The 23882-nt window shown below is 52.6% G+C and carries 37 protein-coding genes; 5 read left to right on the forward strand and 32 right to left on the reverse strand.

Annotated features, from left to right (window positions below; all coding sequences use genetic code 11):
- Positions 1-5: 5 nt before the first annotated feature.
- From rplF to rpsJ, 17 genes are all read right to left on the reverse strand, one after another.
- Positions 6-539, reverse strand: coding sequence for a 50S ribosomal protein L6 (gene rplF, locus ACERY3_RS17335; RefSeq protein WP_003863296.1), 534 nt, complete (start codon positions 537-539; stop codon positions 6-8).
- Between the two features lie 12 nt (positions 540-551).
- Entirely contained in the window at positions 552-944 is a 393-nt protein-coding gene (rpsH, locus tag ACERY3_RS17340) for a 30S ribosomal protein S8 (protein ID WP_006178918.1), read from the reverse strand.
- 30 nt (positions 945-974) lie between these two features.
- On the reverse strand, positions 975-1280 hold the full coding sequence (rpsN, locus tag ACERY3_RS17345) for a 30S ribosomal protein S14 (protein WP_003863291.1): 306 nt from the start codon (positions 1278-1280) through the stop codon (positions 975-977).
- A 14-nt stretch (positions 1281-1294) separates the two neighbouring features.
- Complete coding sequence (rplE, locus tag ACERY3_RS17350; RefSeq protein ID WP_001096206.1) at positions 1295-1834, reverse strand: 50S ribosomal protein L5; 540 nt, start codon at positions 1832-1834, stop codon at positions 1295-1297.
- Positions 1835-1848: 14 nt separating this feature from the next.
- Positions 1849-2163, reverse strand: a complete 315-nt coding sequence (gene rplX, locus ACERY3_RS17355) for a 50S ribosomal protein L24 (protein ID WP_003863287.1) — start codon at positions 2161-2163, stop codon at positions 1849-1851.
- Positions 2164-2173: 10 nt separating this feature from the next.
- On the reverse strand, positions 2174-2545 hold the full coding sequence (gene rplN / locus ACERY3_RS17360; RefSeq protein WP_002919748.1) for a 50S ribosomal protein L14: 372 nt from the start codon (positions 2543-2545) through the stop codon (positions 2174-2176).
- Between the two features lie 166 nt (positions 2546-2711).
- Positions 2712-2966 (reverse strand): 30S ribosomal protein S17, encoded by a 255-nt coding sequence (rpsQ, locus tag ACERY3_RS17365; protein WP_008503489.1) that lies wholly within the window; start codon positions 2964-2966, stop codon positions 2712-2714.
- Positions 2966-3157, reverse strand: coding sequence for a 50S ribosomal protein L29 (rpmC, locus tag ACERY3_RS17370; RefSeq protein ID WP_003863282.1), 192 nt, complete (start codon positions 3155-3157; stop codon positions 2966-2968). The genes rpsQ and rpmC overlap by 1 nt, the downstream gene beginning before the upstream one ends.
- Positions 3157-3567, reverse strand: a complete 411-nt coding sequence (gene rplP / locus ACERY3_RS17375; RefSeq protein WP_002919759.1) for a 50S ribosomal protein L16 — start codon at positions 3565-3567, stop codon at positions 3157-3159. The genes rpmC and rplP overlap by 1 nt, the downstream gene beginning before the upstream one ends.
- Before the next feature lie 12 nt (positions 3568-3579).
- Positions 3580-4281, reverse strand: a complete 702-nt coding sequence (gene rpsC / locus ACERY3_RS17380) for a 30S ribosomal protein S3 (protein WP_000529945.1) — start codon at positions 4279-4281, stop codon at positions 3580-3582.
- A gap of 17 nt (positions 4282-4298) precedes the next feature.
- Positions 4299-4631, reverse strand: a complete 333-nt coding sequence (gene rplV, locus ACERY3_RS17385; RefSeq protein ID WP_002919773.1) for a 50S ribosomal protein L22 — start codon at positions 4629-4631, stop codon at positions 4299-4301.
- Between the two features lie 14 nt (positions 4632-4645).
- Positions 4646-4924 carry a 30S ribosomal protein S19 gene (gene rpsS, locus ACERY3_RS17390; RefSeq protein WP_001138117.1) on the reverse strand — a complete coding sequence of 93 codons (279 nt, stop codon included), beginning with the start codon at positions 4922-4924 and terminating at the stop codon, positions 4646-4648.
- A gap of 16 nt (positions 4925-4940) precedes the next feature.
- Positions 4941-5762 (reverse strand): 50S ribosomal protein L2, encoded by an 822-nt coding sequence (rplB, locus tag ACERY3_RS17395; RefSeq protein ID WP_000301859.1) that lies wholly within the window; start codon positions 5760-5762, stop codon positions 4941-4943.
- Between the two features lie 17 nt (positions 5763-5779).
- Positions 5780-6082 carry a 50S ribosomal protein L23 gene (gene rplW / locus ACERY3_RS17400; protein ID WP_000617546.1) on the reverse strand — a complete coding sequence of 101 codons (303 nt, stop codon included), beginning with the start codon at positions 6080-6082 and terminating at the stop codon, positions 5780-5782.
- Positions 6079-6684: a 50S ribosomal protein L4 gene (rplD, locus tag ACERY3_RS17405; RefSeq protein WP_000424395.1), complete on the reverse strand. Its 606-nt coding sequence runs from the start codon at positions 6682-6684 to the stop codon at positions 6079-6081. The genes rplW and rplD overlap by 4 nt, the downstream gene beginning before the upstream one ends.
- A gap of 10 nt (positions 6685-6694) precedes the next feature.
- Positions 6695-7324, reverse strand: a complete 630-nt coding sequence (rplC, locus tag ACERY3_RS17410; RefSeq protein WP_006178923.1) for a 50S ribosomal protein L3 — start codon at positions 7322-7324, stop codon at positions 6695-6697.
- A 32-nt stretch (positions 7325-7356) separates the two neighbouring features.
- Positions 7357-7668 (reverse strand): 30S ribosomal protein S10, encoded by a 312-nt coding sequence (gene rpsJ / locus ACERY3_RS17415; protein WP_001181005.1) that lies wholly within the window; start codon positions 7666-7668, stop codon positions 7357-7359.
- A 380-nt stretch (positions 7669-8048) separates the two neighbouring features.
- On the opposite strand from rpsJ, the gene ACERY3_RS17420 reads away from it, so the two are divergent.
- Positions 8049-8522, forward strand: a complete 474-nt coding sequence (locus tag ACERY3_RS17420) for an A24 family peptidase (protein WP_033146787.1) — start codon at positions 8049-8051, stop codon at positions 8520-8522.
- On the opposite strand, the gene bfr is transcribed toward ACERY3_RS17420, so the two are convergent.
- From bfr to fkpA, 11 genes are all read right to left on the reverse strand, one after another.
- Positions 8506-8982: a bacterioferritin gene (gene bfr, locus ACERY3_RS17425; RefSeq protein WP_008503492.1), complete on the reverse strand. Its 477-nt coding sequence runs from the start codon at positions 8980-8982 to the stop codon at positions 8506-8508. The genes ACERY3_RS17420 and bfr overlap by 17 nt on opposite strands.
- Before the next feature lie 72 nt (positions 8983-9054).
- Positions 9055-9249, reverse strand: a complete 195-nt coding sequence (gene bfd / locus ACERY3_RS17430; RefSeq protein ID WP_008503493.1) for a bacterioferritin-associated ferredoxin — start codon at positions 9247-9249, stop codon at positions 9055-9057.
- 178 nt (positions 9250-9427) lie between these two features.
- On the reverse strand, positions 9428-10612 hold the full coding sequence (tuf, locus tag ACERY3_RS17435) for an elongation factor Tu (protein ID WP_014068448.1): 1185 nt from the start codon (positions 10610-10612) through the stop codon (positions 9428-9430).
- Positions 10613-10681: 69 nt separating this feature from the next.
- Positions 10682-12796: an elongation factor G gene (gene fusA / locus ACERY3_RS17440; RefSeq protein ID WP_033146789.1), complete on the reverse strand. Its 2115-nt coding sequence runs from the start codon at positions 12794-12796 to the stop codon at positions 10682-10684.
- A gap of 96 nt (positions 12797-12892) precedes the next feature.
- On the reverse strand, positions 12893-13363 hold the full coding sequence (rpsG, locus tag ACERY3_RS17445) for a 30S ribosomal protein S7 (protein WP_004106370.1): 471 nt from the start codon (positions 13361-13363) through the stop codon (positions 12893-12895).
- A 96-nt stretch (positions 13364-13459) separates the two neighbouring features.
- Positions 13460-13834: a 30S ribosomal protein S12 gene (rpsL, locus tag ACERY3_RS17450; RefSeq protein ID WP_000246815.1), complete on the reverse strand. Its 375-nt coding sequence runs from the start codon at positions 13832-13834 to the stop codon at positions 13460-13462.
- Positions 13835-13958: 124 nt separating this feature from the next.
- A complete protein-coding gene (tusB, locus tag ACERY3_RS17455; protein WP_033146790.1) occupies positions 13959-14246 on the reverse strand; it encodes a sulfurtransferase complex subunit TusB in 288 nt (95 codons plus the stop codon).
- Between the two features lie 7 nt (positions 14247-14253).
- Positions 14254-14613 (reverse strand): sulfurtransferase complex subunit TusC, encoded by a 360-nt coding sequence (gene tusC, locus ACERY3_RS17460; protein ID WP_033146791.1) that lies wholly within the window; start codon positions 14611-14613, stop codon positions 14254-14256.
- The gene (gene tusD, locus ACERY3_RS17465) at positions 14613-14999 is read right to left on the reverse strand and encodes a sulfurtransferase complex subunit TusD (protein WP_033146792.1); all 387 of its coding nucleotides are present in this window, start codon (positions 14997-14999) and stop codon (positions 14613-14615) included. The genes tusC and tusD overlap by 1 nt, the downstream gene beginning before the upstream one ends.
- Positions 14999-15721: a transcriptional regulator gene (locus ACERY3_RS17470; protein WP_014171909.1), complete on the reverse strand. Its 723-nt coding sequence runs from the start codon at positions 15719-15721 to the stop codon at positions 14999-15001. The genes tusD and ACERY3_RS17470 overlap by 1 nt, the downstream gene beginning before the upstream one ends.
- 166 nt (positions 15722-15887) lie before the next feature.
- Complete coding sequence (fkpA, locus tag ACERY3_RS17475; RefSeq protein ID WP_023309460.1) at positions 15888-16706, reverse strand: FKBP-type peptidyl-prolyl cis-trans isomerase; 819 nt, start codon at positions 16704-16706, stop codon at positions 15888-15890.
- Between the two features lie 238 nt (positions 16707-16944).
- Here fkpA and ACERY3_RS17480 point away from each other — a divergent pair, with 238 nt between their 5' ends.
- On the forward strand, positions 16945-17163 hold the full coding sequence (locus ACERY3_RS17480) for a protein SlyX (RefSeq protein WP_023309461.1): 219 nt from the start codon (positions 16945-16947) through the stop codon (positions 17161-17163).
- 54 nt (positions 17164-17217) lie between these two features.
- Here the strand turns inward: ACERY3_RS17480 and slyD are convergent, their stop codons facing one another.
- From slyD to kefG, 4 genes are all read right to left on the reverse strand, one after another.
- The gene (gene slyD, locus ACERY3_RS17485; protein ID WP_014833521.1) at positions 17218-17808 is read right to left on the reverse strand and encodes a peptidylprolyl isomerase; all 591 of its coding nucleotides are present in this window, start codon (positions 17806-17808) and stop codon (positions 17218-17220) included.
- A gap of 94 nt (positions 17809-17902) precedes the next feature.
- The gene (locus tag ACERY3_RS17490) at positions 17903-18103 is read right to left on the reverse strand and encodes a YheV family putative zinc ribbon protein (RefSeq protein WP_033146793.1); all 201 of its coding nucleotides are present in this window, start codon (positions 18101-18103) and stop codon (positions 17903-17905) included.
- Between the two features lie 13 nt (positions 18104-18116).
- On the reverse strand, positions 18117-19922 hold the full coding sequence (gene kefB / locus ACERY3_RS17495) for a glutathione-regulated potassium-efflux system protein KefB (RefSeq protein ID WP_373226159.1): 1806 nt from the start codon (positions 19920-19922) through the stop codon (positions 18117-18119).
- Positions 19922-20476 (reverse strand): glutathione-regulated potassium-efflux system ancillary protein KefG, encoded by a 555-nt coding sequence (kefG, locus tag ACERY3_RS17500; RefSeq protein ID WP_021242220.1) that lies wholly within the window; start codon positions 20474-20476, stop codon positions 19922-19924. The genes kefB and kefG overlap by 1 nt, the downstream gene beginning before the upstream one ends.
- 135 nt (positions 20477-20611) lie before the next feature.
- On the opposite strand from kefG, the gene ACERY3_RS17505 reads away from it, so the two are divergent.
- From ACERY3_RS17505 to ACERY3_RS17515, 3 genes are all read left to right on the forward strand, one after another.
- Complete coding sequence (locus ACERY3_RS17505) at positions 20612-22516, forward strand: ABC transporter ATP-binding protein (protein WP_033146795.1); 1905 nt, start codon at positions 20612-20614, stop codon at positions 22514-22516.
- 112 nt (positions 22517-22628) lie between these two features.
- A complete protein-coding gene (locus ACERY3_RS17510) occupies positions 22629-23651 on the forward strand; it encodes a hydrolase (protein WP_039263094.1) in 1023 nt (340 codons plus the stop codon).
- The gene (locus ACERY3_RS17515; protein WP_008503016.1) at positions 23648-23866 is read left to right on the forward strand and encodes a YheU family protein; all 219 of its coding nucleotides are present in this window, start codon (positions 23648-23650) and stop codon (positions 23864-23866) included. Before ACERY3_RS17510 ends, ACERY3_RS17515 begins: the two co-directional genes overlap by 4 nt.
- Positions 23867-23882 lie beyond the last annotated feature (16 nt).

The following is a 23882-nucleotide window of genomic DNA, read 5'->3' on the forward strand; positions in this document are numbered from 1 at the left end:
TTACCTTACTTCTTCTTAGCCTCTTTGGTACGCACGACTTCGTCGGCGTAACGAACACCCTTGCCTTTGTAAGGCTCAGGACGACGGTAGGCGCGCAGATCTGCTGCAACCTGACCGATCAGCTGTTTATCAGCGCCTTTCAGCACGATTTCAGTTTGAGTCGGACATTCTGCAGTGATACCGGCCGGCAGCGGATGCTCAACAGGGTGTGAGAAGCCCAGAGACAGGCCTACTGCATTCCCTTTGATAGCTGCACGATAACCTACACCAACCAGCTGAAGCTTTTTAGTGAAGCCTTCGGTAACACCAACAACCATTGAGTTCAGCAGGGCACGCGCGGTACCAGCCTGAGCCCATCCATCCACGAAACCATCACGTGGACCGAAGGTCAGAGCGTTATCTGCATGTTTAACTTCAACAGCTTTGTTGAGGGTACGAGTCAGCTCGCCGTTTTTACCTTTGATCGTAATAACCTGACCGTCGATTTTTACATCAACGCCGGCAGGAATAACGACCGGTGCTTTAGCAACACGAGACATTCTTTCCTCCGATTAGGCTACGTAGCAGATAATTTCGCCACCAAGACCAGCCTGGCGCGCTGCACGATCAGTCATAACACCTTTAGAGGTAGAAACAACTGCGATACCAAGACCAGCCATAACTTTTGGCAGCTCATCTTTTTTCTTATAGATGCGCAGGCCTGGGCGGCTGACACGCTGAATGCTTTCTACAACAGCTTTACCCTGGAAATACTTAAGAGTAAGTTCCAGTTCCGGCTTGGTGTCGCCTTCAACTTTAAAATCTTCGATAAAACCTTCTTCCTTCAGCACGTTGGCAATTGCCACTTTCAGCTTGGCGGAAGGCATGGTGACCGCAACTTTGTTCGCGGCCTGACCGTTACGGATACGGGTCAGCATATCCGCGATCGGATCTTGCATGCTCATCTGTCTTTACTCCCGTGATTCAATTGGTAATTACCAGCTAGCCTTTTTCAAGCCTGGCACTTCACCGCGCATGGCGGCTTCACGCAGTTTGATACGGCTCAACCCAAACTTGCCCACATAACCATGTGGACGACCTGTTTGACGACAGCGGTTACGCTGACGAGACGGGCTGGAATCACGCGGCAGAGACTGCAGCTTGAGAACCGCATTCCAACGATCTTCGTCGGAAGCGTTCACATCAGAAATGATCGCTTTCAGTTCAGCGCGTTTAGCGAAGAATTTATCAGCTAAAGCTACGCGCTTTACTTCGCGTGCTTTCATTGATTGCTTAGCCATTCAGTAACCCTACCTTACTTGCGGAACGGGAAGTCAAAGGCAGCCAGCAGAGCACGGCCTTCTTCGTCAGATTTCGCAGTAGTGGTAATGGTAATATCCAAACCACGCACGCGGTCGACTTTATCGTAGTCGATTTCTGGGAAGATGATCTGCTCACGGACACCCATGCTGTAGTTACCACGACCGTCGAAAGACTTAGCGGACAAGCCACGGAAGTCACGGATACGTGGAACAGCAATAGTGATCAGGCGCTCAAAGAACTCCCACATGCGTTCGCCACGCAGAGTTACTTTACAGCCGATCGGATAGCCCTGACGGATTTTGAAGCCTGCAACAGATTTGCGTGCTTTGGTGATCAGCGGTTTTTGACCGGAGATTGCTGTCAGGTCAGCTGCTGCGTTATCCAGCAGTTTCTTGTCAGCGATCGCTTCACCAACACCCATGTTCAGGGTGATCTTCTCGACCCGAGGGACTTGCATGACAGAATTGTAGTTAAACTCAGTCATGAGTTTGTTAACTACTTCGTCTTTGTAGTAATCATGCAGTTTCGCCATCGTACTACTCCAAATTACTTGATAGTTTCGCTGTTAGACTTGAAGAAACGGACTTTTTTGCCGTCTTCGAATCTAAAGCCTACACGGTCAGCCTTGCCGGTAGCCGCATTGAAGATTGCAACGTTAGAAACCTGAATAGCAGCTTCTTTTTCAACGATGCCACCTGGTTGGTTCAGGGCCGGAACCGGCTTCTGATGTTTCTTAACCAGGTTGATACCTTCAACGACAAGTTTGCCGGAAGACAGAACATTTTTTACTTTACCGCGTTTACCTTTATCTTTACCGGTTAACACGATAACTTCGTCATCACGACGGATTTTCGCTGCCATGATTCGCTCCTTAGAGTACTTCTGGTGCCAGAGAGATAATTTTCATGAACTTCTCAGTACGAAGTTCACGAGTTACCGGCCCAAAGATACGCGTGCCGATAGGCTGCTCGCTGTTATTGTTTAAAATAACGCATGCATTACCATCGAAGCGAATGACAGAACCGTCAGGGCGACGAACACCCTTCTTGGTGCGCACCACTACCGCCTTCAGCACATCACCTTTTTTGACCTTACCACGTGGAATTGCTTCCTTGATGGTGATCTTGATGATGTCGCCTACGCCTGCGTAGCGACGGTGCGAGCCACCCAGAACCTTGATACACATTACGCGACGTGCACCGGAGTTGTCGGCGACGTTCAGCATAGTCTGTTCTTGGATCATTTTAGTGCTCCGCTAATGTCAACTACTACCTGAGACTCTAAAATCAGAGCCGTTAAAAAGCCCCATATCGAGGGCGCGGCATTATAACACCGCTTCTGCAATATGGGTAGAAAAAATAAACGGCTCATCGCTGAGCCGTTTATTCGTATTGAGAAGGCGTACTGTATTACAGAACCGCTTTCTCTACAACGCGAACCAGCGTCCAGGACTTAGTCTTGGACAGTGGACGGCATTCACGGATTTCAACCTTGTCGCCGATACCACATTCGTTGTTCTCGTCATGTACGTGCAGTTTGGTCGTACGCTTGATGAATTTACCGTAGATCGGGTGTTTCACAATACGTTCGATAGCTACAACAATGGATTTCTCCATTTTGTCGCTAACAACACGACCTTGCAGAGTACGGATTTTATCGGTCATTACGCACCCGCCTTCTGAGTCAGTAAAGTCTTAACGCGTGCAACATTGCGACGCACTTGCTTCAGCAGGTGAGTCTGTTGCAGCTGGCCACTTGCAGCCTGCATACGCAGGTTGAACTGCTCACGCAGCAGGTTCAGCAGCTCAGCGTTCAGCTCTTCAACGCTTTTTTCACGCAGCTCTTTTGCTTTCATTACATCACCGTCTTAGTTACAAAGGTGGTTTTGATAGGCAGTTTCGCTGCTGCCAGGCCGAAGGCTTCACGGGCCAGCTCTTCCGGAACACCGTCCATTTCATAAAGGACTTTGCCCGGTTGGATCAAGGCAACCCAGTACTCCACGTTACCTTTACCTTTACCCATACGAACTTCCAGTGGCTTCTCGGTGATCGGTTTGTCCGGGAATACACGGATCCAGATCTTACCTTGACGCTTAACTGCACGGGTCATTGCACGACGTGCTGCTTCGATCTGACGTGCAGTCAGACGACCACGGCCAACAGCTTTCAGACCGAAAGTGCCGAAGCTAACATCCGTACCCTGCGCCAGACCACGGTTGCGGCCTTTGTGCACTTTACGGAATTTTGTACGCTTTGGTTGTAACATCAGCGACGCTCCTTATTTACGGCCTTTACGCTGCTGCTTTTTAGGTTGAGCAGCCGGTTTTTCCGGTTGTTCAACAGCAGCCATACCACCCAGGATCTCACCTTTGAAGATCCATACCTTAACGCCGATTACACCGTAAGTGGTGTGCGCTTCAGAGGTGTTGTAGTCGATGTCAGCACGCAGAGTGTGCAGCGGTACGCGACCTTCGCGGTACCATTCGGTACGTGCGATTTCCGCGCCGCCCAGACGGCCGCTAACTTCAACTTTGATACCTTTAGCGCCCAGACGCATTGCGTTCTGTACAGCACGCTTCATAGCACGACGGAACATAACACGACGTTCCAGCTGTGAAGTGATGCTGTCAGCAACCAATTTAGCGTCCAGTTCAGGCTTACGAACTTCAGCGATATTGATCTGTGCAGGAACGCCAGCGATATCCGCTACGACCTTGCGCAGTTTTTCTACGTCTTCGCCTTTCTTACCGATAACGATGCCAGGACGAGCAGTGTGAATAGTCACACGGATGCTCTTCGCTGGACGCTCGATAACGATACGAGATACAGACGCTTTAGCCAGTTCCTTAGTCAGGTACTGACGTACTTTAAAATCGCTGTCCAGGTTGTCAGCGAATTCTTTGGTGTTCGCAAACCAGGTAGAGTTCCATGGTTTTACAATACCCAGGCGAATACCATTAGGATGTACTTTCTGACCCATTGCTAGTCTCCAGAGTCTCAGCGATCGGACACAACCACAGTAATGTGGCTGGTGCGCTTCAGGATGCGATCTGCACGACCTTTCGCACGCGGCATAATGCGCTTCATGCTTGGGCCTTCATCTACGAAAATTTTCGCGACTTTCAGATCGTCGATGTCAGCGCCATCGTTGTGTTCAGCGTTAGCAATGGCAGATTCCAGTACTTTCTTGACCAATACCGCAGCTTTCTTGTTGGTATAGGTCAGGATGTCCAGGGCCTGCGACACTTTCTTACCGCGAATCAGGTCAGCAACAAGGCGAACCTTCTGAGCAGAAGAACGAGCATGGCGATGTTGAGCTAAAGTTTCCATCTCTTCCTCCTACCTTATTTCTTCTTCGCTTTTTTATCAGCAGCGTGGCCGCGATAAGTACGAGTCGGTGCGAATTCACCCAGTTTGTGACCAACCATTTCGTCGGTAACAAAGACTGGAACGTGCTGACGACCATTATGGACAGCGATGGTCAAACCGATCATGTTAGGAAAGATCGTTGAACGACGGGACCAAGTGCGCAGGGGCTTCTTGTCTCCGCTTTCCACCGCTTTCTCTACCTTCTTCAGCAAGTGCAGGTCAATAAAAGGACCTTTCTTGAGAGAACGTGGCATGGCTTATCCTCTAAAATTATTTGCTACGGCGACGTACGATAAATTTATCAGTACGCTTGTTGCTGCGGGTCTTCTTACCTTTGGTCTGAACGCCCCACGGAGTTACCGGGTGCTTACCAAAGTTACGACCTTCACCACCACCATGTGGGTGGTCGACTGGGTTCATCGCAGTACCGCGAACGGTAGGACGAACACCACGCCAGCGTGCAGCACCTGCTTTACCCAGAACGCGCAGCATATGCTCAGCATTGCCAACTTCGCCCAGAGTAGCGCGGCAGTCTGCTTCGACTTTACGCATTTCACCAGAACGCAGACGCAGGGTGACATACGCACCATCACGAGCAACGATCTGAACGTAAGTACCAGCGGAACGTGCCAGCTGACCGCCTTTACCTGGTTTCATTTCTACGTTATGAACGGTAGAACCAACCGGGATATTGCGCATCGGCAGGGTGTTGCCTGCTTTGATTGCAGCATCAACGCCAGACTGAATCTGGTCGCCAGCTTTCAGGCCTTTAGGGGCCAGGATGTAACGGCGTTCGCCGTCTTTGTACAGAACCAGCGCGATGTTCGCGGAACGGTTCGGATCGTACTCAAGACGTTCAACAACTGCTGGGATACCGTCTTTGTTGCGTTTGAAGTCAACAATACGATAAGCCTGCTTGTGGCCACCACCGATGTGACGAGTGGTGATACGGCCATTGTTGTTACGACCACCGGATTTGCTGTTTTTTTCCAGCAACGGAGCAAAAGGTTTGCCCTTGTGCAGCTCAGGGTTAACCACTTTAACTACGTGGCGACGACCCGGAGATGTCGGTTTACATTTAACAACTGCCATTGTATTACTCCTCCGACTTACTCAGCGCCGCCAACGAAGTCCAGATTCTGGCCTTCTTTCAGGGTGACGTAAGCTTTTTTCCAGTCGCTACGACGACCGATACGCTGTCCGTGACGTTTAACTTTCCCTTTAACTACCAGGGTGTTAACGACTTCGACTTCGACTTCAAACAGTTTCTGCACAGCAGCTTTGATCTCTGCTTTGGTCGCGTCTTTAGCAACTTTGAGAACGATGGTGTTTGTTTTTTCCATCGCAGTAGACGCTTTTTCAGAAACGTGCGGTGCGCGAAGCACCTTCAGCAGACGTTCTTCACGAATCATGCCAGCATCTCCTCAACTTGCTTAACAGCATCAGCAGTCATTACGACTTTGTCGAAGGCGATCAGGCTAACCGGGTCGATACCAGTCGCATCGCGTACGTCAACCTTGTGCAGGTTACGTGCGGCCAGGAACAGGTTCTCGTCCAGCTCACCGGTGATGATCAGCACATCTTCCAGAGCCATGTCTTTCAGTTTCTGTGCCAGCAGCTTAGTTTTAGGCGCTTCAACAGAGAACTTCTCGACAACGATCAGACGATCCTGACGTACCAGTTCGGACAGGATGCTTTTCAGCGCGCCGCGGTACATCTTTTTGTTAACTTTTTGACTGTGGTCCTGTGGACGCGCAGCGAAGGTCACGCCACCTGAACGCCAGATCGGGCTCTTGATAGAACCTGAACGCGCACGGCCGGTACCTTTCTGGCGCCATGGCTTTTTGCCAGAACCAGTTACTTCAGCACGAGTCTTCTGAGCACGAGTACCCTGACGAGCACCAGCTGCATAAGCAACAACAACCTGGTGAACCAGCGCTTCGTTGAAATCACGACCGAAGGTAGTTTCGGAAACAGTCAGCGCGCTCTGCGCGTCTTTCAATACTAATTCCATTGCTATCCCCTTACGCCTTCACAGCTGGTTTAACGATCAGGTCGCTACCGGTTGCACCCGGAACTGCACCTTTAACCAGCAGCAGGTTGCGCTCAGCGTCAACACGTACTACGTCCAGGCTCTGAACGGTCACACGTTCGTTACCCAGCTGACCTGCCATTTTCTTGCCTTTGAACACTTTGCCCGGAGTCTGGTTCTGACCGATAGAACCCGGAACGCGGTGAGACAAGGAGTTACCGTGGGTAGCGTCCTGGGTACGGAAGTTCCAGCGCTTAACGGTACCAGCAAAACCTTTACCTTTAGAGGTACCGGTTACGTCAACTTTTTTAACGTCAGCAAACAGCTCAACGCTAATGTCCTGACCTACGGTGAACTCTTCGCCTTCAGCAAGACGGAATTCCCACAGACCACGGCCAGCTTCTACGCCAGCTTTAGCGAAGTGACCCGCTTCTGGTTTGGTTACACGGTTAGCTTTTTTAGCACCAGTGGTCACCTGAACAGCGCGGTAGCCATCGTTAGCCAGATCTTTAACCTGGGTAACGCGGTTTGCTTCAACTTCGATTACGGTTACTGGGATTGAAACGCCATCTTCAGTGAAGATGCGGGTCATGCCCACTTTTTTACCGACTAAACCAATCATTGTATCAACCTCTCAATCGCTCGATGACCTGATTAACCCAGGCTGATCTGCACGTCTACACCGGCAGCCAGATCCAGACGCATCAGAGCATCAACGGTTTTCTCAGTTGGCTCAACGATGTCAACCAGACGCTTGTGAGTGCGGATTTCGTACTGATCACGCGCGTCTTTGTTGACGTGCGGAGAGATCAGAACGGTGAAGCGCTCTTTGCGGGTCGGCAGCGGGATCGGACCACGGACTTGCGCACCAGTGCGCTTAGCAGTCTCGACGATTTCCGCGGTTGATTGATCGATCAGACGATGATCAAACGCTTTAAGGCGGATACGGATTCTTTGGTTCTGCATGAGACCAGAGCTCCAATTATTTTATAAACGAAAATGATTACTCCTCAAACCCATTACGATTGATGGGAGAGTGTAACCGTTCTTACGTAGCTCCCCAATTGGGAGCATTGTTGAGTAACAAAATGAGCTACTCTGGTTCTGATTGAACCCGCCGTCAATTACGACAAGCCCGCGCATTATACGTAAATCTGGACAAGACGCAAGTGCCGTTTAGAAATTAAGCGCCAGAGGCGCAGTATGCGTATGGGCGCGCAACTTTTTACGCAATGTATCCCTTCTCAAGGCTTTGTCTCGAGCCCCTACGCAAGTGTCGTTTTTATAGATTGCCGACCAGGTCGATTATAGCGAGGATGCGCTCAAACCCTTTTGAGGCCTTTTCCATGTTAACCACCCTCCCCTTTTTGCTGGTCTATTTTTCGCTGACTGCCTTTCTCGTACGTGCAGATATTCGCTGCGGACTGCTTCCTGATAAATTTCTCTGCCCGTTGCTATGGGCGGGCCTGCTCTTTCAGCTCTGTGTCCAACCTGATTTTCTGCCGAGTGCAGTGGTGGGAGCGATGGCTGGATATGTCGGCTTTGCCGTTATTTACTGGGGATATCGGTTTATCTGCCGGCGTGAAGGGATGGGATACGGCGATGTAAAATACCTGGCGGCGCTTGGCGCGTGGCATGGCTGGTGCATGCTGCCTACACTGGCGTTACTCGCTGCGCTTATGGCGCTACTTAGCATTCTTGTGTTTTCGTTACTCACCGGCGATAAGGGAGCATTAAAAAACCCACTGCCTTTTGGGCCATTTCTGGCAGCAGCGGGTTTATGCGTAGGCTGGAAGACGGTGGTTACTCTTCCACTTTAATCTGCGACTGAAGGTAGTTCTGCAGACCGATTTTAGCAATCAGATCCAGCTCCGTTTCCAGCCAGTCAATATGACCTTCTTCATCGGCCAGGATCTGGATCATCATATCGCGACTAACGTAGTCATGTACGCTGTCGGCATAGGCAATGGCTTCACGGAGATCTTTGGCACCTTCAAGTTCCAGCCTGAGGTCGGAACGCAGCATCTCTTCGACATCTTCTCCGATGCCCAGCTTTCCGAGATCCTGCAGGTTTGGAATGCCTTCAAGGAATAAAATACGCTCGATATATTTATCAGCGTGCTTCATTTCATCGATCGATTCATGGTACTCAACGTCGTTCAGACGTTTAAGCCCCCAGTTTTTGAACATTCTCGCGTGAAGAAAGTACTGGTTAATTGCGACAAGCTCATTTCCCAATAATTTATTGAGATAACTTATGATTTTAACATCACCTTTCATTATATAGTCCCTCCGCTTCCACTCATTGAAGCGTAGATCGGGCTACAGGGATGTCAAAAAAAAGATGGGCGCTTACGCGATCTCTTTGTATTCCGGGATCTGCATCAATTCGTCCTGCATGATCTCTCGCGCAGCACGTACACATTTACCGCATTGATTTCCCACCGGAACAAATTTGCGTAGTTGCTGAAATGACTGAGGCTGAAACTGGCGAACGGCCTGACGTATTTTCTTGTCGCTTACACCATTACATAAACAAACGTACATAGAGACTCCCGTTCAAATTATGCGCAAAGTGTAAGTGAGAATGGTTATGATTACAATAGCACAAACGCCACAATACGGGGCGGGAGCAGGCAAAAAATGCGAAATTTTGTGACAGTAACTGAGCGGCAGAAAACAAAAAAGGACGCCGAAGCGTCCTTTTTTATTCGGGGATAATTAATTAGCCCAGAACTTTAGCAACAACGCCCGCGCCAACGGTACGGCCGCCTTCACGGATTGCGAAACGCAGACCGTCGTCCATCGCGATTGGGTGGATCAGAGTCACAACCATCTTGATGTTGTCGCCTGGCATTACCATCTCAACGCCTTCTGGCAGTTCGATGGTACCGGTCACGTCAGTTGTACGGAAGTAGAACTGTGGACGGTAGCCTTTGAAGAACGGAGTATGACGGCCGCCTTCGTCTTTGGACAGGATGTACACTTCAGATTCGAACTTGGTGTGTGGCTTGATTGAGCCTGGCTTCGCCAGAACCTGACCACGTTCGATTTCTTCACGTTTGATACCACGCAGCAGAACACCAACGTTCTCACCAGCACGGCCTTCGTCCAGCAGTTTGCGGAACATTTCAACGCCAGTACAGGTAGACTTAGCAGTCTCTTTGATACCAACGATTTCAACTTCTTCACCAACTTTGATGATACCGCGCTCTACACGACCGGTAACAACGGTACCACGACCGGAGATGGAGAATACGTCTTCGATTGGCAGCAGGAACGGCTTGTCAATCGCACGCTCTGGTTCTGGGATGTAAGAATCCAGGAAGCCAGCCAGTTCGATGATTTTAGCTTCCCACTCAGCTTCGCCTTCCAGCGCTTTCAGAGCAGAACCACGAACGATTGGAGTATCGTCGCCCGGGAAATCGTACTGAGACAGCAGTTCACGAACTTCCATCTCTACCAGTTCCAGCAGCTCTTCGTCATCAACCATGTCGCATTTGTTCAGGAACACGATGATGAAAGGAACGCCTACCTGACGACCCAGCAGGATGTGCTCACGAGTCTGAGGCATTGGGCCGTCAGTCGCAGCAACAACCAGGATCGCGCCGTCCATCTGCGCAGCACCGGTGATCATGTTTTTAACATAGTCGGCGTGGCCTGGGCAGTCTACGTGTGCGTAGTGGCGAGTCGGGGTGTCATATTCAACGTGGGAAGTGTTGATGGTGATACCACGTGCTTTTTCTTCTGGTGCGTTATCGATCTGGTCGAATGCACGAGCAGAACCACCGTAGGTTTTAGCCAGAACGGTAGTGATTGCAGCAGTCAGGGTAGTTTTACCATGGTCAACGTGGCCGATAGTACCAACGTTGACGTGCGGTTTTGTACGTTCAAATTTTTCTTTAGACACGGCTATATTCCTTACTATAGTGCTCTCCCCTGTGGAGAGAGCACGGGACTTAGGTTTTAATCCTGTGGATTACTTACCACGGGCTTCAATAACGGCCTGAGCAACGTTGTTAGGCGCATCATCATACTTCAGGAATTCCATGGTGTATGATGCACGACCTTTGGTCAGAGAACGCAGCTGAGTTGCATATCCGAACATTTCAGACAGCGGAACTTCAGCGTGGATCTTAACGCCAGTTACTTCGGATTCCTGACCACGCAGCATACCGCGACGACGGCTCAAGTCACCGATAACGTCACCGGTGTTCTCTTCAGGAGTTTCTACTTCAACCTTCATGATTGGCTCAAGCAGAACTGGTTTTGCTTTCTTAAAGCCTTCTTTAAAGGCAATAGACGCAGCCAGTTTAAACGCCAGTTCAGAGGAGTCAACGTCGTGGTAAGAACCGAAGTGCAGACGAACACCCATGTCAACAACCGGATAGCCAGCCAGAGGGCCCGCTTTCAGCTGTTCCTGGATGCCTTTATCAACGGCTGGGATGTATTCGCCAGGAATTACACCACCTTTGATGTCGTTGATGAACTCGTAACCTTTCGGGTTAGAGCCCGGCTCCAGTGGGTACATGTCGATCACAACGTGACCGTACTGACCGCGACCACCAGACTGCTTAGCGTGTTTACCTTCAACATCGGTAACTTTCGCGCGAATCGCTTCGCGGTAAGCAACCTGAGGTTTACCCACGTTCGCTTCAACGTTGAATTCACGCTTCATACGGTCAACGATGATGTCCAGGTGCAGTTCACCCATACCAGCGATGATGGTCTGGTTAGATTCTTCATCAGTCCATACGCGGAATGATGGGTCTTCTTTCGCCAGACGGCCCAGAGCCAGACCCATTTTTTCCTGGTCAGCTTTGGTTTTTGGTTCAACTGCGATGGAGATTACCGGCTCAGGGAATTCCATACGCTCCAGAATGATCGGGTGATCCGGGTCACACAGGGTGTCACCAGTGGTCACGTCTTTCAGACCGATAGCTGCAGCGATGTCGCCCGCACGAACTTCTTTGATCTCTTCACGTTTGTTAGCGTGCATCTGTACGATACGGCCAAAACGTTCACGCGCCGCTTTCACGGAGTTCAGGATGGTGTCACCGGAGTTAACCACACCAGAGTAAACGCGGAAGAAGGTCAGGTTACCCACGAATGGGTCGGTAGCAATTTTGAACGCCAGTGCAGAGAATGGCTCTTCGTCGCTTGCGTGACGCTCAGCCGGAGTATCTTTACCGTCGTCCAGGATGCCGTTGATCGCAGGAACGTCAACTGGGGATGGCAGGTAGTCAACTACCGCATCCAGCATCGCCTGAACACCTTTGTTCTTGAACGCAGAACCACAGGTTACCAGGATGATTTCGTTGTTCAGAACGCGCTGACGCAGAGCTTTTTTGATCTCTTCTTCAGTCAGTTCTTCACCACCCAGGTATTTCTCCATCAGCTCTTCAGAAGCTTCAGCAGCGGATTCGATCAGGTTCTGGTGCCATTCGTCAGCCAGGTCCTGCATTGCAGCTGGGATATCTTCGTATTCGAAGGTAACGCCCTGGTCTGCATCGTTCCAGTTGATGGCTTTCATTTTCACCAGGTCGATAACGCCGGTGAAGCCTTCTTCAGCACCAATTGCCAGCTGCAGCGGAACAGGGTTCGCGCCCAGACGGGTTTTGATCTGGCCAACAACTTTCAGGAAGTTAGCACCCATACGGTCCATTTTGTTAACGAACGCGATGCGTGGAACTTTATATTTGTTCGCCTGACGCCATACGGTTTCAGACTGTGGCTGAACACCACCAACTGCGCAATAAACCATTACCGCGCCGTCAAGAACACGCATGGAACGTTCTACTTCGATGGTGAAGTCAACGTGCCCTGGGGTGTCGATGATGTTTACGCGATGCGGTTCGTACTGCTTAGCCATACCTGACCAGAATGCAGTAGTCGCTGCGGAGGTGATAGTGATACCACGCTCCTGCTCCTGTTCCATCCAGTCCATGGTGGCTGCGCCGTCATGAACTTCACCGATTTTATGGTTTACACCGGTGTAGAACAGAATACGTTCGGTAGTAGTGGTTTTACCGGCGTCGATGTGCGCACTGATACCGATGTTACGGTAGCGTGCGATGGGTGTTGTACGAGCCATTTGATTCCTCGTTTATATCTTTAGGCGTTCAGTTAAGTTACCCAGAGCGGGCGGCTTCTCTGAAGCGCCCGCCTGGTGACTAATACTCCGAAGGGATTACCAACGGTAGTGTGCGAACGCCTTGTTGGCTTCTGCCATACGGTGAACGTCTTCACGTTTCTTAACTGCAGTACCTTTGTTGTCTGCAGCATCAGAAAGTTCGTTCGCCAGACGCAGAGCCATGGATTTATCACCGCGTTTACGAGCAGCTTCAACGATCCAACGCATTGCCAGAGCATTACGACGAACCGGACGAACTTCAACTGGAACCTGATAAGTAGAACCACCAACGCGGCGGGACTTAACTTCTACGGTTGGGCGAACGTTGTCGAGAGCGACTTCGAAAGCTTCCAGTTCATTTTTACCAGAACGCTGAGCCAGGGTCTCAAGCGCGCTGTATACGATTGCTTCTGCAGTAGATTTTTTACCATCTACCATCAGGATATTTACAAATTTTGCCAGCAGTTCTGATCCGAATTTCGGATCTGGAAGAATTTTACGCTGACCAATAACGCGACGACGTGGCATGGGAATACTCCGTTGTTAATTCAGGATTGTCCAAAACTCAAAGAGTTTAGTTTGACATTAAGATAAATCAGTTTGGCCTTACTTAACGGAGAACCATTAAGCCTTAGGACGCTTCACGCCGTACTTGGAGCGAGCCTGCTTACGGTCTTTAACACCTGAGCAGTCGAGCGCACCACGAACGGTGTGGTAACGAACACCCGGAAGGTCTTTAACACGACCGCCACGGATCAGGATCACGGAGTGCTCCTGCAGGTTGTGACCTTCACCACCGATGTAGGAAGTCACTTCGAAACCGTTAGTCAAACGCACACGGCATACTTTACGCAGTGCGGAGTTTGGTTTTTTAGGAGTGGTGGTATATACACGAGTACATACGCCACGTTTCTGCGGGCAGGCTTCCAGCGCAGGCACGTTGCTCTTTGCAACTTTGCGTGCGCGTGGTTTGCGTACCAGCTGGTTAACTGTTGCCATTAAATAGCTCCTGGTTTTAGCTTTTGCTTCGTAAACACGTAATAAAACGACCTCATACAATATGAGGACGCGAAATTTTAGGGCTACGTCGAAAAGGTGTCAAGAAATATACAGCGATCTCAAATCACCAGTTCATTTGACTGGCGTGCGTCACAGTAAGATTGACGAAATCAGTATAGCCAACCACGTCAATTTTGGCTGAAATTTGACCAGAAAGACCCCGCGCATCCAGATCGTCCTTCAGCGCAGAGACTGTTATGGGGGCATTCGTGAGGATTTCAACGAAACGACTGCCGTCCAGTGCGGCAAGCACACCATCCTGAATCAGCAGCAGGTCATCACCTTCGCGCAGCATACTCAGTAACGCGTCGATATCACATTGCCACGGTGAATGGCTCAGAGTATGGAGCATGTCAGCCTCAGAAAGTCAGAACGGTGTCGTAGTGGGAAAGGTGTTCGCGCAATGCAGCAGAAGACAAGACTGTCACATCCAGCACGAAAGGCGTTGCCTCGTTTAGGCCGCGCGCAGCCAGGGAGTCGGCACAGACATAGAAGGTTTCGATATCGTAAAGCGGTAACACTTTGAACGTCGCGATGTAATCACGCGCCAGAATGGCCTGAGGCTGTTGCCCCGCCAGAAGTTGAAATACGCCGTCGCCCAAAAAGAAGACACCGATATCTTCGGTCAATGCTGAGGTCGCGAGCAGCGCATCCAGCCCTTCTCTGCCGGACGCATTGCCGTGCGGTGCGGAGGAAAAAACAAACGCGACACGCTTCATCAGAATTGCACCACTCTGTCGCAGGTTAATGCCGCCTGTGCCAGTGCACCCAGGCCACTCAACGAAAAGCCGGGCTGCAGGTTAGAACCCGATAAACCAAGACGTGCGGCTTCGGTTGCATCGGTCACCCCGCGGCGCAGTGCCGCCGCCACGCAGATGTGCAGTTCTACGCCCTGCTTTTCGTTTAATGCCTGCCAGGCGCGCACCAGATCGAATTCGTCGCTCGCCGGTGACGTAAACTGATTCGCGTTATACACCCCTTCCCGATAGAAGAAGACGCTCGCTAGCTCATGTCCGGCCGCCAGTAGCGCATGCGCAAACTGCAGCGCGCTGCTGGCCTGCTGAGTGCCGTACGCCGGGCCTGTCACCATTAACGCAAAACGCATTACTTGTCTTGTCCCTGGAAATCGCCGCTTTTGAACTGGCGAATATAGAGGTAGACCGTGTGCTTGGAGATGTTCAGACGATCGGCCACCTGGTTGATGGCGTCTTTAATATCAAAAATCCCTTTTTCGTAGAGATTAAGCACGATCTGGCGATTCTTGGCGTTGTTCGAGACGTTGCGATCGGCATTCACCTCTTCAATCGTAAACTCAAGCGTCTGCGTCACCAGATCTTCAACGGAGGAGGCAAAGTTAACAGAAGAGCCAACGTCCGGCGTTTCTGGTGGAATAAAGGTGCTCATGATTTGCGAGAATGGCACATCAAGGTTCATGTTGATGCACAGCAGCCCAATAACACGATGCTCGCGGTTTCGAATCGCGATGGTTTCTGATTTCATCAGCACGCCGCTTTTGGCGCGGGTGAAATAGCATTTTGAGACGCTGCTGTCCGCGCCGGTCATGTCATGCAGCATACGCAATGCAAGGTCGGTAATTGGCGAACCAATTTTACGGCCAGTATGCTCACCATTCGCAATGCGGATGGCGGAACACTTCAGATCTTGCAGGGAGTGCAATACGATTTCGCAGTGGGAGCCAATGAGCATCGCTAACCCGTCCACTACCGCTTCGTAGGATTTCAGAATATCGAAGTCGGTCTGATCGAAAGGACGTTGATCCAGCAAATCAAGTTCACTGGTTTCGTTGGTTAAAAGCGACCTGGACATGAAAAAAACACTCCTTTTCAGGAGCCTGTCGTTAGGTTTTCAGGGCAGGCTCATTATCTACACGGACAACTAAATTAATACAGCGTGCGTAGCGCTTTCCAGTGTTAATTATATCTGCCCCACAATAAAAAAACCGCCGCCTGAAAGGCGGCGGTTTTTTTCAACATTACTTCTTAGCAGCAGCGGCTTTATCGTCAGCCGGTGCGTCTGCTTTCGCATCCGCTTTCGGTGCCGGTTTGATATCCAGCAGCTCTACGTCAAAGACCAGCGTAGAGTTGGCAGGGATACCCGGAACGCCGGTTTTGCCATAGGCCAGATCCGGTGGGATAACCATCTTGATCTTGCCGCCTTTCTTGATGTTTTTCAGGCCTTCAGTCCAGCCAGGGATCACACCATCCAGACGGAAGGAGAGCGGCTCACCGCGGGTGTAAGAGTTATCGAACTCTTTACCGTCGATCAGCGTACCTTTGTAGTTCACAACAACGGTGTCGCTGTCTTTAGGCGCATCGCCGGTGCCTTCTTTCTCAACTTTGTACACCAGGCCGGTAGAAGAGGTTTTCACACCTTTCTCTTTGGCAAAGGTATCTCGGTAGGCTTTGCCTTTCGCTTCGTTGTCTTTAGCGTCCGCGTCCATCTTGGTCTGCGCGGCACCCTTCACGCGCGCTTCGAACGCCTGCAGAGTCTGTTCAATTTCCTGGTCAGACAGCTTGCTCTTATCTGCAAATGCGTCCTGAACGCCCGCGATCAGCTGAGCTTTATCCAGTTTGATGCCCAGTTTCTCTTGTTCTTTCAGAGAGTTTTCCATGTAGCGACCCAGAGATGCGCCCAGTGCGTAGGCGGATTTCTGGTCGTCATTTTTGAACGCCGCTTTGCTGTCTGCAGTGGCAGCAGGCTTCGCAGCAGTATCAGCAGCGAATGACAGCGGCGCGTTCAGCGCAACAGCCATCGTCGTCGCCAGCAGCGTTACTTTAAACAGTGATTTCATCCATATCTCCAGGGCCTGGGGACTCTCACCCCAGCGTTAAACGTAAATGAGTTACGTACTATAAAACGTTGCGGAAGAAATCTACAGACAGACACTTCCAATTCTCGCCACTTTTCAGACTATTTTTGTTTAAATAAGTTTCCTGCCAAGGGGATGCGGACTGTACTTAAGGATAAACTCAGTTAAACTGCGCCGCCGCAGGGCCATTATGGCGAATCTGAAATAAACGAGGTGAATGATGAAGGATACAGCAATAGAAGCGAGAATGGCTGAGCTGGAAAGCCGCCTGGCTTTTCAGGACATCACCATCGAAGAGCTAAACCAGACCGTGACCGCACATGAGCTCGAAATGGCAAAACTGCGGGATCATATGCGCCTGCTGACGGAAAAGCTGAAGGCTACACAGCCGTCAAACATTGCCTCTCAGTCAGAAGAGACGCCACCTCCTCATTATTGAGGCGTAAAAAAAGCGGGATTATTATCCCGCTTTTTTATTTTCCGCATGACGGAATTAGTGGCAACCGCAGCCGCCGTTACCGCAACCACCTTTACCATGATCATGACCATGGTCGTGATCGTGGCCGTGACCACCGCAGCAGCCGTCGTGGCCGTGATCGTGGTCATGGTCGTGACCATGTGCACCGTGAACGTGGCCATGAGCCAGCTCTTCTTCGGTCGCTTCACGGATCGCAACAACTTCTACGTTGAACTTCAGGTTCTGGCCAGCCAGCATGTGGTTGCCGTCAACCACGACGTGGTCATCTTCCACTTCGGTGATTTCAACAGGAACCGGACCCTGGTCAGTTTCAGCCAGGAAGCGCATGCCAACCTGCAGTTCGTCAACGCCCATGAACACGTCTTTAGGAACGCGCTGAACCAGGTTGTCGTCATACTGACCGTAAGCGTCGTTCGCGCCTACAGCAACGTCAAATTTGTCGCCAACTTCATGACCTTCCAGCGCGTTTTCCAGGCCGGAAATCAGGGAACCGTGACCATGCAGGTAGTCAAGCGGCGCACTCACCGGAGACTCATCAACCAACACACCGTCTTCTGTACGTACCTGATAGGCCAGGCTGACCACCAGGTCTTTTGCTACTTTCATGATATCTCCTGAGCGTGGGAAAATTGCTGGCGCAGATTGTAGCGGAAATCTGCACCCGTGTACCCTTTAGCTTAAAAAAACTCAGGGCATATCGCTAGTCCGGATGAAAAATCCCGATAACTTGCTCTTCTTTGCGAACGTGATCGCGGGCCTCTTTATCGGCCTCACGCATCTGGTGACCGCACTTAACACACTCAACAACATCAACATTATTTTCCCGCCACATCGCCAGGGTATCTTGCGCCTGACAGGTCGGGCATTTTGCACCCGCGATAAAGCGTTTACGTACAGCCATCTTTCGTTACCCTTTATTCAAATTCATCCCAGCCATCAAGCTGGCGTCGTTCCTGTTGCATCTCTCGCTGGAAGATCTCCTCCAGCTCGCGACGCGCTTCCCGCACGCGGGAGATCTGCGCCGTATCGGTATGTACCGGCATCAGCTCGCGCAGCATCCGCATATCCAGCCGGCGGAAGTGCATCTGGGCGCGCTGCGCCTGATGCGGATGCATGCCGAGCGAGATCAGCGCCTTACGGCCCAGCTCCAGCGCACTGGAGAACGTCTCACGGGAGAAGTGTTTCACACCCGCCTGCAACAATTCGTGAGCTTCAACACGTCCCCGCGCACGCGCCAGAATATGCAGATGCGGGAAATGCTGCTGGCACAGATCCACCAGCTTCATCGTGTCTTCCGGATCGTTACAGGTAATCACGATGGACTCTGCCGCTTCCGCCCCCGCCGAGCGCAGCAGCTCGAGCTGGGTCGCATCGCCGTAGTAAACCTTGTAGCCATATTTACGCATCAGGTTGACCGCGCTGATATCCCGCTCCAGTACCGTAATGCGCATTTTGTTCGCCATCAGCAGGCGTCCAATCACCTGTCCAAAACGGCCAAAGCCCACCACAATCACCTGCGGCTTATCGTCTTCCACCCACGGCGCTTCGTCTTCATCGTCATTTGGGTTCAGGCGGCGCGACAGCAGTTTATCCACCAGCTTCATCAGCAGCGGCGTGGTCATCATAGACAGCGTGACCGTCACCAGCAAAAGCGCCATCTGATCGTCTTTAAACAGCTTCTGGGAGGATGCGGTCGAGAACAGCACAAACGCGAACTCGCCTCCCTGGCTTAACACGCTGGCAAACTGCATGCGTTCCGAACTGCGCAGCCCGTAGATACGCGCCATGACGTACAGTACCAGCATCTTCACCGCCACCAGGATAGCGACGCTCACGACCACCCACAGCAGATGGGTATAGAGCACACCGAGGTTGAGCGCCATCCCCACAGAAATAAAGAACAGGCCTAACAGCAGCCCTTTGAAGGGATCGATGGCAATTTCCAGCTCGTGCCGATACTCGCTCTCCGCCAGCAGCACCCCGGCGATAAAGGTCCCGAGCGCCATCGACAGCCCCAGCGCGTCCATAAACAACGCCGATCCCAGCACCAGCAGCAGCGTCGCGGCGGTAAACACCTCGCGAACGCCCGACGCGGCAATAAAGCGGAACACGGGACGTAACAGGAAACGACCGCCAATCAGCATGCCCGCGAAGGCCAGCACCTTCATGGCAATTTTAGCCCAGTCGAAGTGATCGTCCCCGGACCCCGCCAGCAGCGGCACCAGCGCCAGCGCCGGGATCACCGCCAAATCCTGGAACAGCAGCACCGAAAAGCCCAGCTGACCGGCTTCGTTGCGATTCATCCCTTTGTCGCGCATCAGCTGCAGCGCCATCGCCGTCGACGACATCGCAAGGCCTATCCCGCCAATCACCGCCGCCTGCCATGAAAAGTTTGTCAGCATTAACAGGCCACCCAGGATCGCGGCGCTGAACAACAACTGCGCGGCGCCCACGCCAAAGATAGAGCGTCGGAGCTGCCACAATTTCGAAGGATTCAGCTCCAGGCCGATGATGAACATCAGGAACACCACGCCCAGCTCGGAGAAATGGAGGATCTCATCGACATCGCTGATGAATCCCAGCCCCCAAGGGCCAATCGCGATCCCCGCCAGCAGATACCCCAGCACCGCACCGATACCAATGCGTGCAGCAAGCGGCACCGCGACGACGGCCGCAAATAAAAACAGCACCCCGGCGAGGAGTAAATTCGATCCTTCCATTAACGACCTCCTGCCGGAATAGGTGACGCCAGCCATTCACCGTAGGCTCTGGCGTGGCTTGCCAGCTCTTTCGGATCCTGACGCCGCGCCCAGTAGACAATAATCGGGCTCATCCAGTGCATACGGCACATCGCCGCCGTCAGCTCGAATGGCCTGAGGATATCGCTCATCGGATAGCGGTTCAGCCCGTCGTGACGGTAAGCGCTTTCGGGTTCACCGGTCGTAATCACGCTACGCCAGTACTTTCCCGCCAGCTGGTTGCCCCCCACCCCGCTGGAGAAGCCCCGGCTCAGCACGCGGTCCAGCCACTCTTTCAGCAGCGCCGGACAGCTATAGGTATAAAGCGGATGCTGGAACACAATCACGTCATGCTGACGCAGCAGCTCCTGCTCGTAAGGGATATCAATAAAGAAATCAGGATAGTGCGCGTAGAGATCGTGCACCGTTACGTTACTAAGCTGTGTGGCCGGCTTAAGCAGCACCCGGTTTGCCACCGAGTCCTGAGATTCCGGATGGGCATACAGCAGCAGCACTTTTGCTGTCTGAGACATCATTCCCCTCCCGGTCTTGTTTCTGTTTTTGTGTATCGTCGCTGTTTTGGGCTACCATGGCGGCCCGGTGCGGAAAATGGCCCACACCTTACATTATCATAATGACAAATTAACATAGTCGGAACATACGGCGCTTCTATGATTGTTTTCTCCTCGTTACAAATTCGTCGCGGCGTGCGCGTCCTGCTGGATAACGCCACTGCTACCATCAACCCGGGCCAAAAAGTGGGTCTGGTCGGCAAAAACGGCTGCGGTAAATCCACCCTGCTGGCGCTGCTGAAAAACGAGATTAGCGCGGATGGCGGTAACTTTACCTTCCCGGGGAACTGGCAGCTCGCCTGGGTAAACCAGGAGACGCCGGCGCTGAGTGAACCGGCGCTCGACTATGTTATCGACGGCGACCGTGAATACCGCAAGCTCGAAGCGGAACTTCATTCTGCTAACGAGCGCAACGACGGTCACGCCATCGCCACCGTTCACGGCAAGCTGGACGCCATCGACGCGTGGACCATTCGCTCCCGCGCCTCCAGCCTGCTGCACGGCCTGGGCTTCAGCAACGAACAGCTGGAACGCCCGGTCAGCGACTTCTCCGGCGGCTGGCGTATGCGCCTCAACCTGGCGCAGGCGCTGATCTGCCGCTCTGACCTGCTGTTGCTCGACGAACCGACCAACCACCTCGATCTCGATGCGGTTATTTGGCTGGAGAAGTGGCTCAAGAGCTATCAGGGCACTCTGATTCTGATCTCCCACGACCGCGACTTCCTTGACCCTGTGGTGGATAAAATTATTCATATCGAACAGCAAACGATGTTCGAGTACACCGGCAACTACAGCTCCTTCGAGCGCCAGCGCGCGACGCGTCTCGCCCAGCAGCAGTCCATGTATGAAAGCCAGCAGCAGCGCGTGGCGCATCTGCAGAGCTTTGTGGATCGCTTTAAGGCCAAAGCCTCAAAAGCCAAGCAGGCCCAGAGCCGCATCAAGATGCTGGAACGTATGGAGATGATTGCCCCGGCGCACGTGGATAACCCGTTCCACTTCAGCTTCCGCGAGCCGGAAAGCCTGCCTAACCCGCTGCTGAAAATGGAAAAAGTCAGCGCTGGCTATGCCGACCGCATTATTCTCGACTCCATCAAGCTCAACCTGGTGCCGGGTTCCCGCATTGGCCTGCTGGGGCGTAACGGCGCCGGTAAATCGACGCTGATCAAACTGCTGGCGGGCGAGCTTAACCCGGTCAGCGGTGAAATTGGTCTGGCGAAGGGTATCAAGCTGGGTTACTTCGCCCAGCATCAGCTGGAATTTTTACGCGCGGATGAATCGCCGATTCAGCACCTCGCGCGTCTTGCGCCGCAGGAGATGGAGCAGAAGCTGCGCGACTATCTCGGCGGCTTTGGCTTCCAGGGCGATAAGGTGACTGAAAACACCGAGCGCTTCTCCGGCGGCGAAAAGGCCCGTCTGGTGCTGGCGCTGATCGTCTGGCAGCGCCCGAACCTGCTGCTGCTCGATGAACCGACCAACCACCTGGATCTCGACATGCGTCAGGCGCTGACCGAAGCGCTGATTGAGTTCGAAGGCGCGCTGGTGGTGGTTTCGCACGACCGTCACCTGATCCGCTCCACCACGGACGATCTCTATTTAGTGCACGGCGGCAAAGTCGAACCGTTCGACGGCGATCTGGAAGACTACCAGCAGTGGCTGACGGACGTGCAGAAGCAGGAAAACCAGCCTGAAGAGTCAGCGAAAGACAACGCCAACAGCGCGCAGGCGCGTAAAGATCAGAAGCGCCGTGAGGCGGAGCTGCGCACCCAGACGCAGCCCCTGCGTAAAGAGATTACCCGTCTCGAAAAAGAGATGGAAAAACTCAACGCCACGCTGGCTATCGTTGAAGAGAAGCTTGGTGATAGCGGCCTGTATGACCAGAGCCGCAAGGCTGAGCTGACCGACTGCCTGCAAACCCAGGCGAAGACCAAATCCAGTCTCGAAGAGTGCGAGATGGCGTGGCTCGACGCGCAGGAACAGCTGGAAGCGATGCTGCAGGCTGACTGACTTATTTACCCCGTTTGAAGAGCAGAATCCGTACCGGGTTCGGAAATCCAGCTTAAACGGGGTACAATTCGGAAAGTATCGTAAATTTCCGACAAGAATCAGCATCGCGCTTATGACCCAAATCATTCCATCAGACTTCGACATTGCGGCCGAAGACAGCACTGAGTTCGTGCCTATGCGCGGCGTGGCCAATCCGCATTTGCAGACCATGCTGCCGCGACTGATCCGCCGCAAGGTTCAGTTCACCCCGCACTGGCAACGGCTTGACCTGCCAGACGGTGATTTTCTGGATCTCGCCTGGAGCGAAGCGCCTGAACAGGCTCGCCATAAGCCGCGTCTGGTGGTTTTCCACGGTCTGGAAGGCAGCCTGCACAGCCCGTATGCGCATGGGCTAATTGAGGCGGCAAAAGCGCGCGGCTGGCTCGGCGTGGTGATGCATTTTCGCGGCTGCAGCGGTGAACCGAATCGTCAGAAACGCATTTATCACTCGGGTGAAACCGAAGACGGGACGTGGTTTTTACACTGGCTGCGGGAAAATTATGGCACCGTGCCAACGGCCGCCGTGGGCTACTCGCTGGGCGGGAATATGCTGGCCTGTCTGCTGGCCAAAGAGGGTGAAAGCGTACCGCTGGATGCCGCCGTCATTGTCTCCGCGCCGTTTATGCTCGAGCAGTGCAGCTACCACATGGATAAAGGCTTTTCCCGCGTCTACCAGCGCTACCTGCTCAACCTGCTGAAGGCCAACGCGGCGCGTAAGCTGAAGGCCTACCCGGATACCCTGCCGGTAAGCCTGCGCCAGCTGAAAAAGGTGCGTCGTATCCGCGAGTTCGACGACCTGATCACCGCGAAAATCCACGGCTTCGCCGACGCGATTGACTATTATCGTCAGTGCAGCGCCATGCCGCTGCTCAGCAAGATCACGCAGCCGACGCTGATTATTCATGCCAAAGATGACCCGTTTATGGATCATCACTCGATCCCCGCTCAGGAATTCCTGCCCGACAACGTTCACTATCAGTTGACCGAGCACGGCGGCCACGTCGGGTTTATCGGCGGCACGCTGCGCCGCCCGAAAATGTGGCTTGAGGCGCGTATTCCTGACTGGCTGACCCCTTATCTGGACGGTGCAAAATGATTATTCCCTGGCAGGATCTGGCTCCCGAAACGCTCGATAATCTGATTGAAAGCTTTGTATTACGCGAAGGCACCGATTATGGTGAACAGGAACGCTCGCTTGAGCAAAAGGTCAACGATGTTAAGCGCCAGCTGAAAAGCGGCGACGTGGTGCTGGTGTGGTCAGAACTGCATGAGACGGTCAATATCATGCCCCGCAACGCGTTTCACGGCTGATCTTCCACCCTTTTCA

Origin of the sequence: Enterobacter cloacae complex sp. ESBL7 (assembly GCF_041679625.1) — a bacterium.
In the GTDB taxonomy this organism is placed as follows: domain Bacteria; phylum Pseudomonadota; class Gammaproteobacteria; order Enterobacterales; family Enterobacteriaceae; genus Enterobacter; species Enterobacter asburiae_B.

Bases quoted from the DNA above. Each gene is read 5' to 3' on its own strand.
- rplF (WP_003863296.1), bottom strand. From the start codon at position 539: ATGTCTCGTGTTGCTAAAGCACCGGTCGTTATTCCTGCCGGCGTTGAT.
- rpsH (WP_006178918.1), bottom strand. From the start codon at position 944: ATGAGCATGCAAGATCCGATCGCGGATATGCTGACCCGTATCCGTAAC.
- rpsN (WP_003863291.1), bottom strand. From the start codon at position 1,280: ATGGCTAAGCAATCAATGAAAGCACGCGAAGTAAAGCGCGTAGCTTTA.
- rplE (WP_001096206.1), bottom strand. From the start codon at position 1,834: ATGGCGAAACTGCATGATTACTACAAAGACGAAGTAGTTAACAAACTC.
- rplX (WP_003863287.1), bottom strand. From the start codon at position 2,163: ATGGCAGCGAAAATCCGTCGTGATGACGAAGTTATCGTGTTAACCGGT.
- rplN (WP_002919748.1), bottom strand. From the start codon at position 2,545: ATGATCCAAGAACAGACTATGCTGAACGTCGCCGACAACTCCGGTGCA.
- rpsQ (WP_008503489.1), bottom strand. From the start codon at position 2,966: ATGACCGATAAAATCCGTACTCTGCAAGGTCGTGTTGTTAGCGACAAA.
- rpmC (WP_003863282.1), bottom strand. From the start codon at position 3,157: ATGAAAGCAAAAGAGCTGCGTGAAAAAAGCGTTGAAGAGCTGAACGCT.
- rplP (WP_002919759.1), bottom strand. From the start codon at position 3,567: ATGTTACAACCAAAGCGTACAAAATTCCGTAAAGTGCACAAAGGCCGC.
- rpsC (WP_000529945.1), bottom strand. From the start codon at position 4,281: ATGGGTCAGAAAGTACATCCTAATGGTATTCGCCTGGGTATTGTAAAA.
- rplV (WP_002919773.1), bottom strand. From the start codon at position 4,631: ATGGAAACTTTAGCTCAACATCGCCATGCTCGTTCTTCTGCTCAGAAG.
- rpsS (WP_001138117.1), bottom strand. From the start codon at position 4,924: ATGCCACGTTCTCTCAAGAAAGGTCCTTTTATTGACCTGCACTTGCTG.
- rplB (WP_000301859.1), bottom strand. From the start codon at position 5,762: ATGGCAGTTGTTAAATGTAAACCGACATCTCCGGGTCGTCGCCACGTA.
- rplW (WP_000617546.1), bottom strand. From the start codon at position 6,082: ATGATTCGTGAAGAACGTCTGCTGAAGGTGCTTCGCGCACCGCACGTT.
- rplD (WP_000424395.1), bottom strand. From the start codon at position 6,684: ATGGAATTAGTATTGAAAGACGCGCAGAGCGCGCTGACTGTTTCCGAA.
- rplC (WP_006178923.1), bottom strand. From the start codon at position 7,324: ATGATTGGTTTAGTCGGTAAAAAAGTGGGCATGACCCGCATCTTCACT.
- rpsJ (WP_001181005.1), bottom strand. From the start codon at position 7,668: ATGCAGAACCAAAGAATCCGTATCCGCCTTAAAGCGTTTGATCATCGT.
- ACERY3_RS17420 (WP_033146787.1), top strand. From the start codon at position 8,049: ATGTTAACCACCCTCCCCTTTTTGCTGGTCTATTTTTCGCTGACTGCC.
- bfr (WP_008503492.1), bottom strand. From the start codon at position 8,982: ATGAAAGGTGATGTTAAAATCATAAGTTATCTCAATAAATTATTGGGA.
- bfd (WP_008503493.1), bottom strand. From the start codon at position 9,249: ATGTACGTTTGTTTATGTAATGGTGTAAGCGACAAGAAAATACGTCAG.
- fusA (WP_033146789.1), bottom strand. From the start codon at position 12,796: ATGGCTCGTACAACACCCATCGCACGCTACCGTAACATCGGTATCAGT.
- rpsG (WP_004106370.1), bottom strand. From the start codon at position 13,363: ATGCCACGTCGTCGCGTTATTGGTCAGCGTAAAATTCTTCCAGATCCG.
- rpsL (WP_000246815.1), bottom strand. From the start codon at position 13,834: ATGGCAACAGTTAACCAGCTGGTACGCAAACCACGCGCACGCAAAGTT.
- tusB (WP_033146790.1), bottom strand. From the start codon at position 14,246: ATGCTCCATACTCTGAGCCATTCACCGTGGCAATGTGATATCGACGCG.
- tusC (WP_033146791.1), bottom strand. From the start codon at position 14,613: ATGAAGCGTGTCGCGTTTGTTTTTTCCTCCGCACCGCACGGCAATGCG.
- tusD (WP_033146792.1), bottom strand. From the start codon at position 14,999: ATGCGTTTTGCGTTAATGGTGACAGGCCCGGCGTACGGCACTCAGCAG.
- ACERY3_RS17470 (WP_014171909.1), bottom strand. From the start codon at position 15,721: ATGTCCAGGTCGCTTTTAACCAACGAAACCAGTGAACTTGATTTGCTG.
- fkpA (WP_023309460.1), bottom strand. From the start codon at position 16,706: ATGAAATCACTGTTTAAAGTAACGCTGCTGGCGACGACGATGGCTGTT.
- ACERY3_RS17480 (WP_023309461.1), top strand. From the start codon at position 16,945: ATGAAGGATACAGCAATAGAAGCGAGAATGGCTGAGCTGGAAAGCCGC.
- slyD (WP_014833521.1), bottom strand. From the start codon at position 17,808: ATGAAAGTAGCAAAAGACCTGGTGGTCAGCCTGGCCTATCAGGTACGT.
- ACERY3_RS17490 (WP_033146793.1), bottom strand. From the start codon at position 18,103: ATGGCTGTACGTAAACGCTTTATCGCGGGTGCAAAATGCCCGACCTGT.
- kefB (WP_373226159.1), bottom strand. From the start codon at position 19,922: ATGGAAGGATCGAATTTACTCCTCGCCGGGGTGCTGTTTTTATTTGCG.
- kefG (WP_021242220.1), bottom strand. From the start codon at position 20,476: ATGATGTCTCAGACAGCAAAAGTGCTGCTGCTGTATGCCCATCCGGAA.
- ACERY3_RS17505 (WP_033146795.1), top strand. From the start codon at position 20,612: ATGATTGTTTTCTCCTCGTTACAAATTCGTCGCGGCGTGCGCGTCCTG.
- ACERY3_RS17510 (WP_039263094.1), top strand. From the start codon at position 22,629: ATGACCCAAATCATTCCATCAGACTTCGACATTGCGGCCGAAGACAGC.
- ACERY3_RS17515 (WP_008503016.1), top strand. From the start codon at position 23,648: ATGATTATTCCCTGGCAGGATCTGGCTCCCGAAACGCTCGATAATCTG.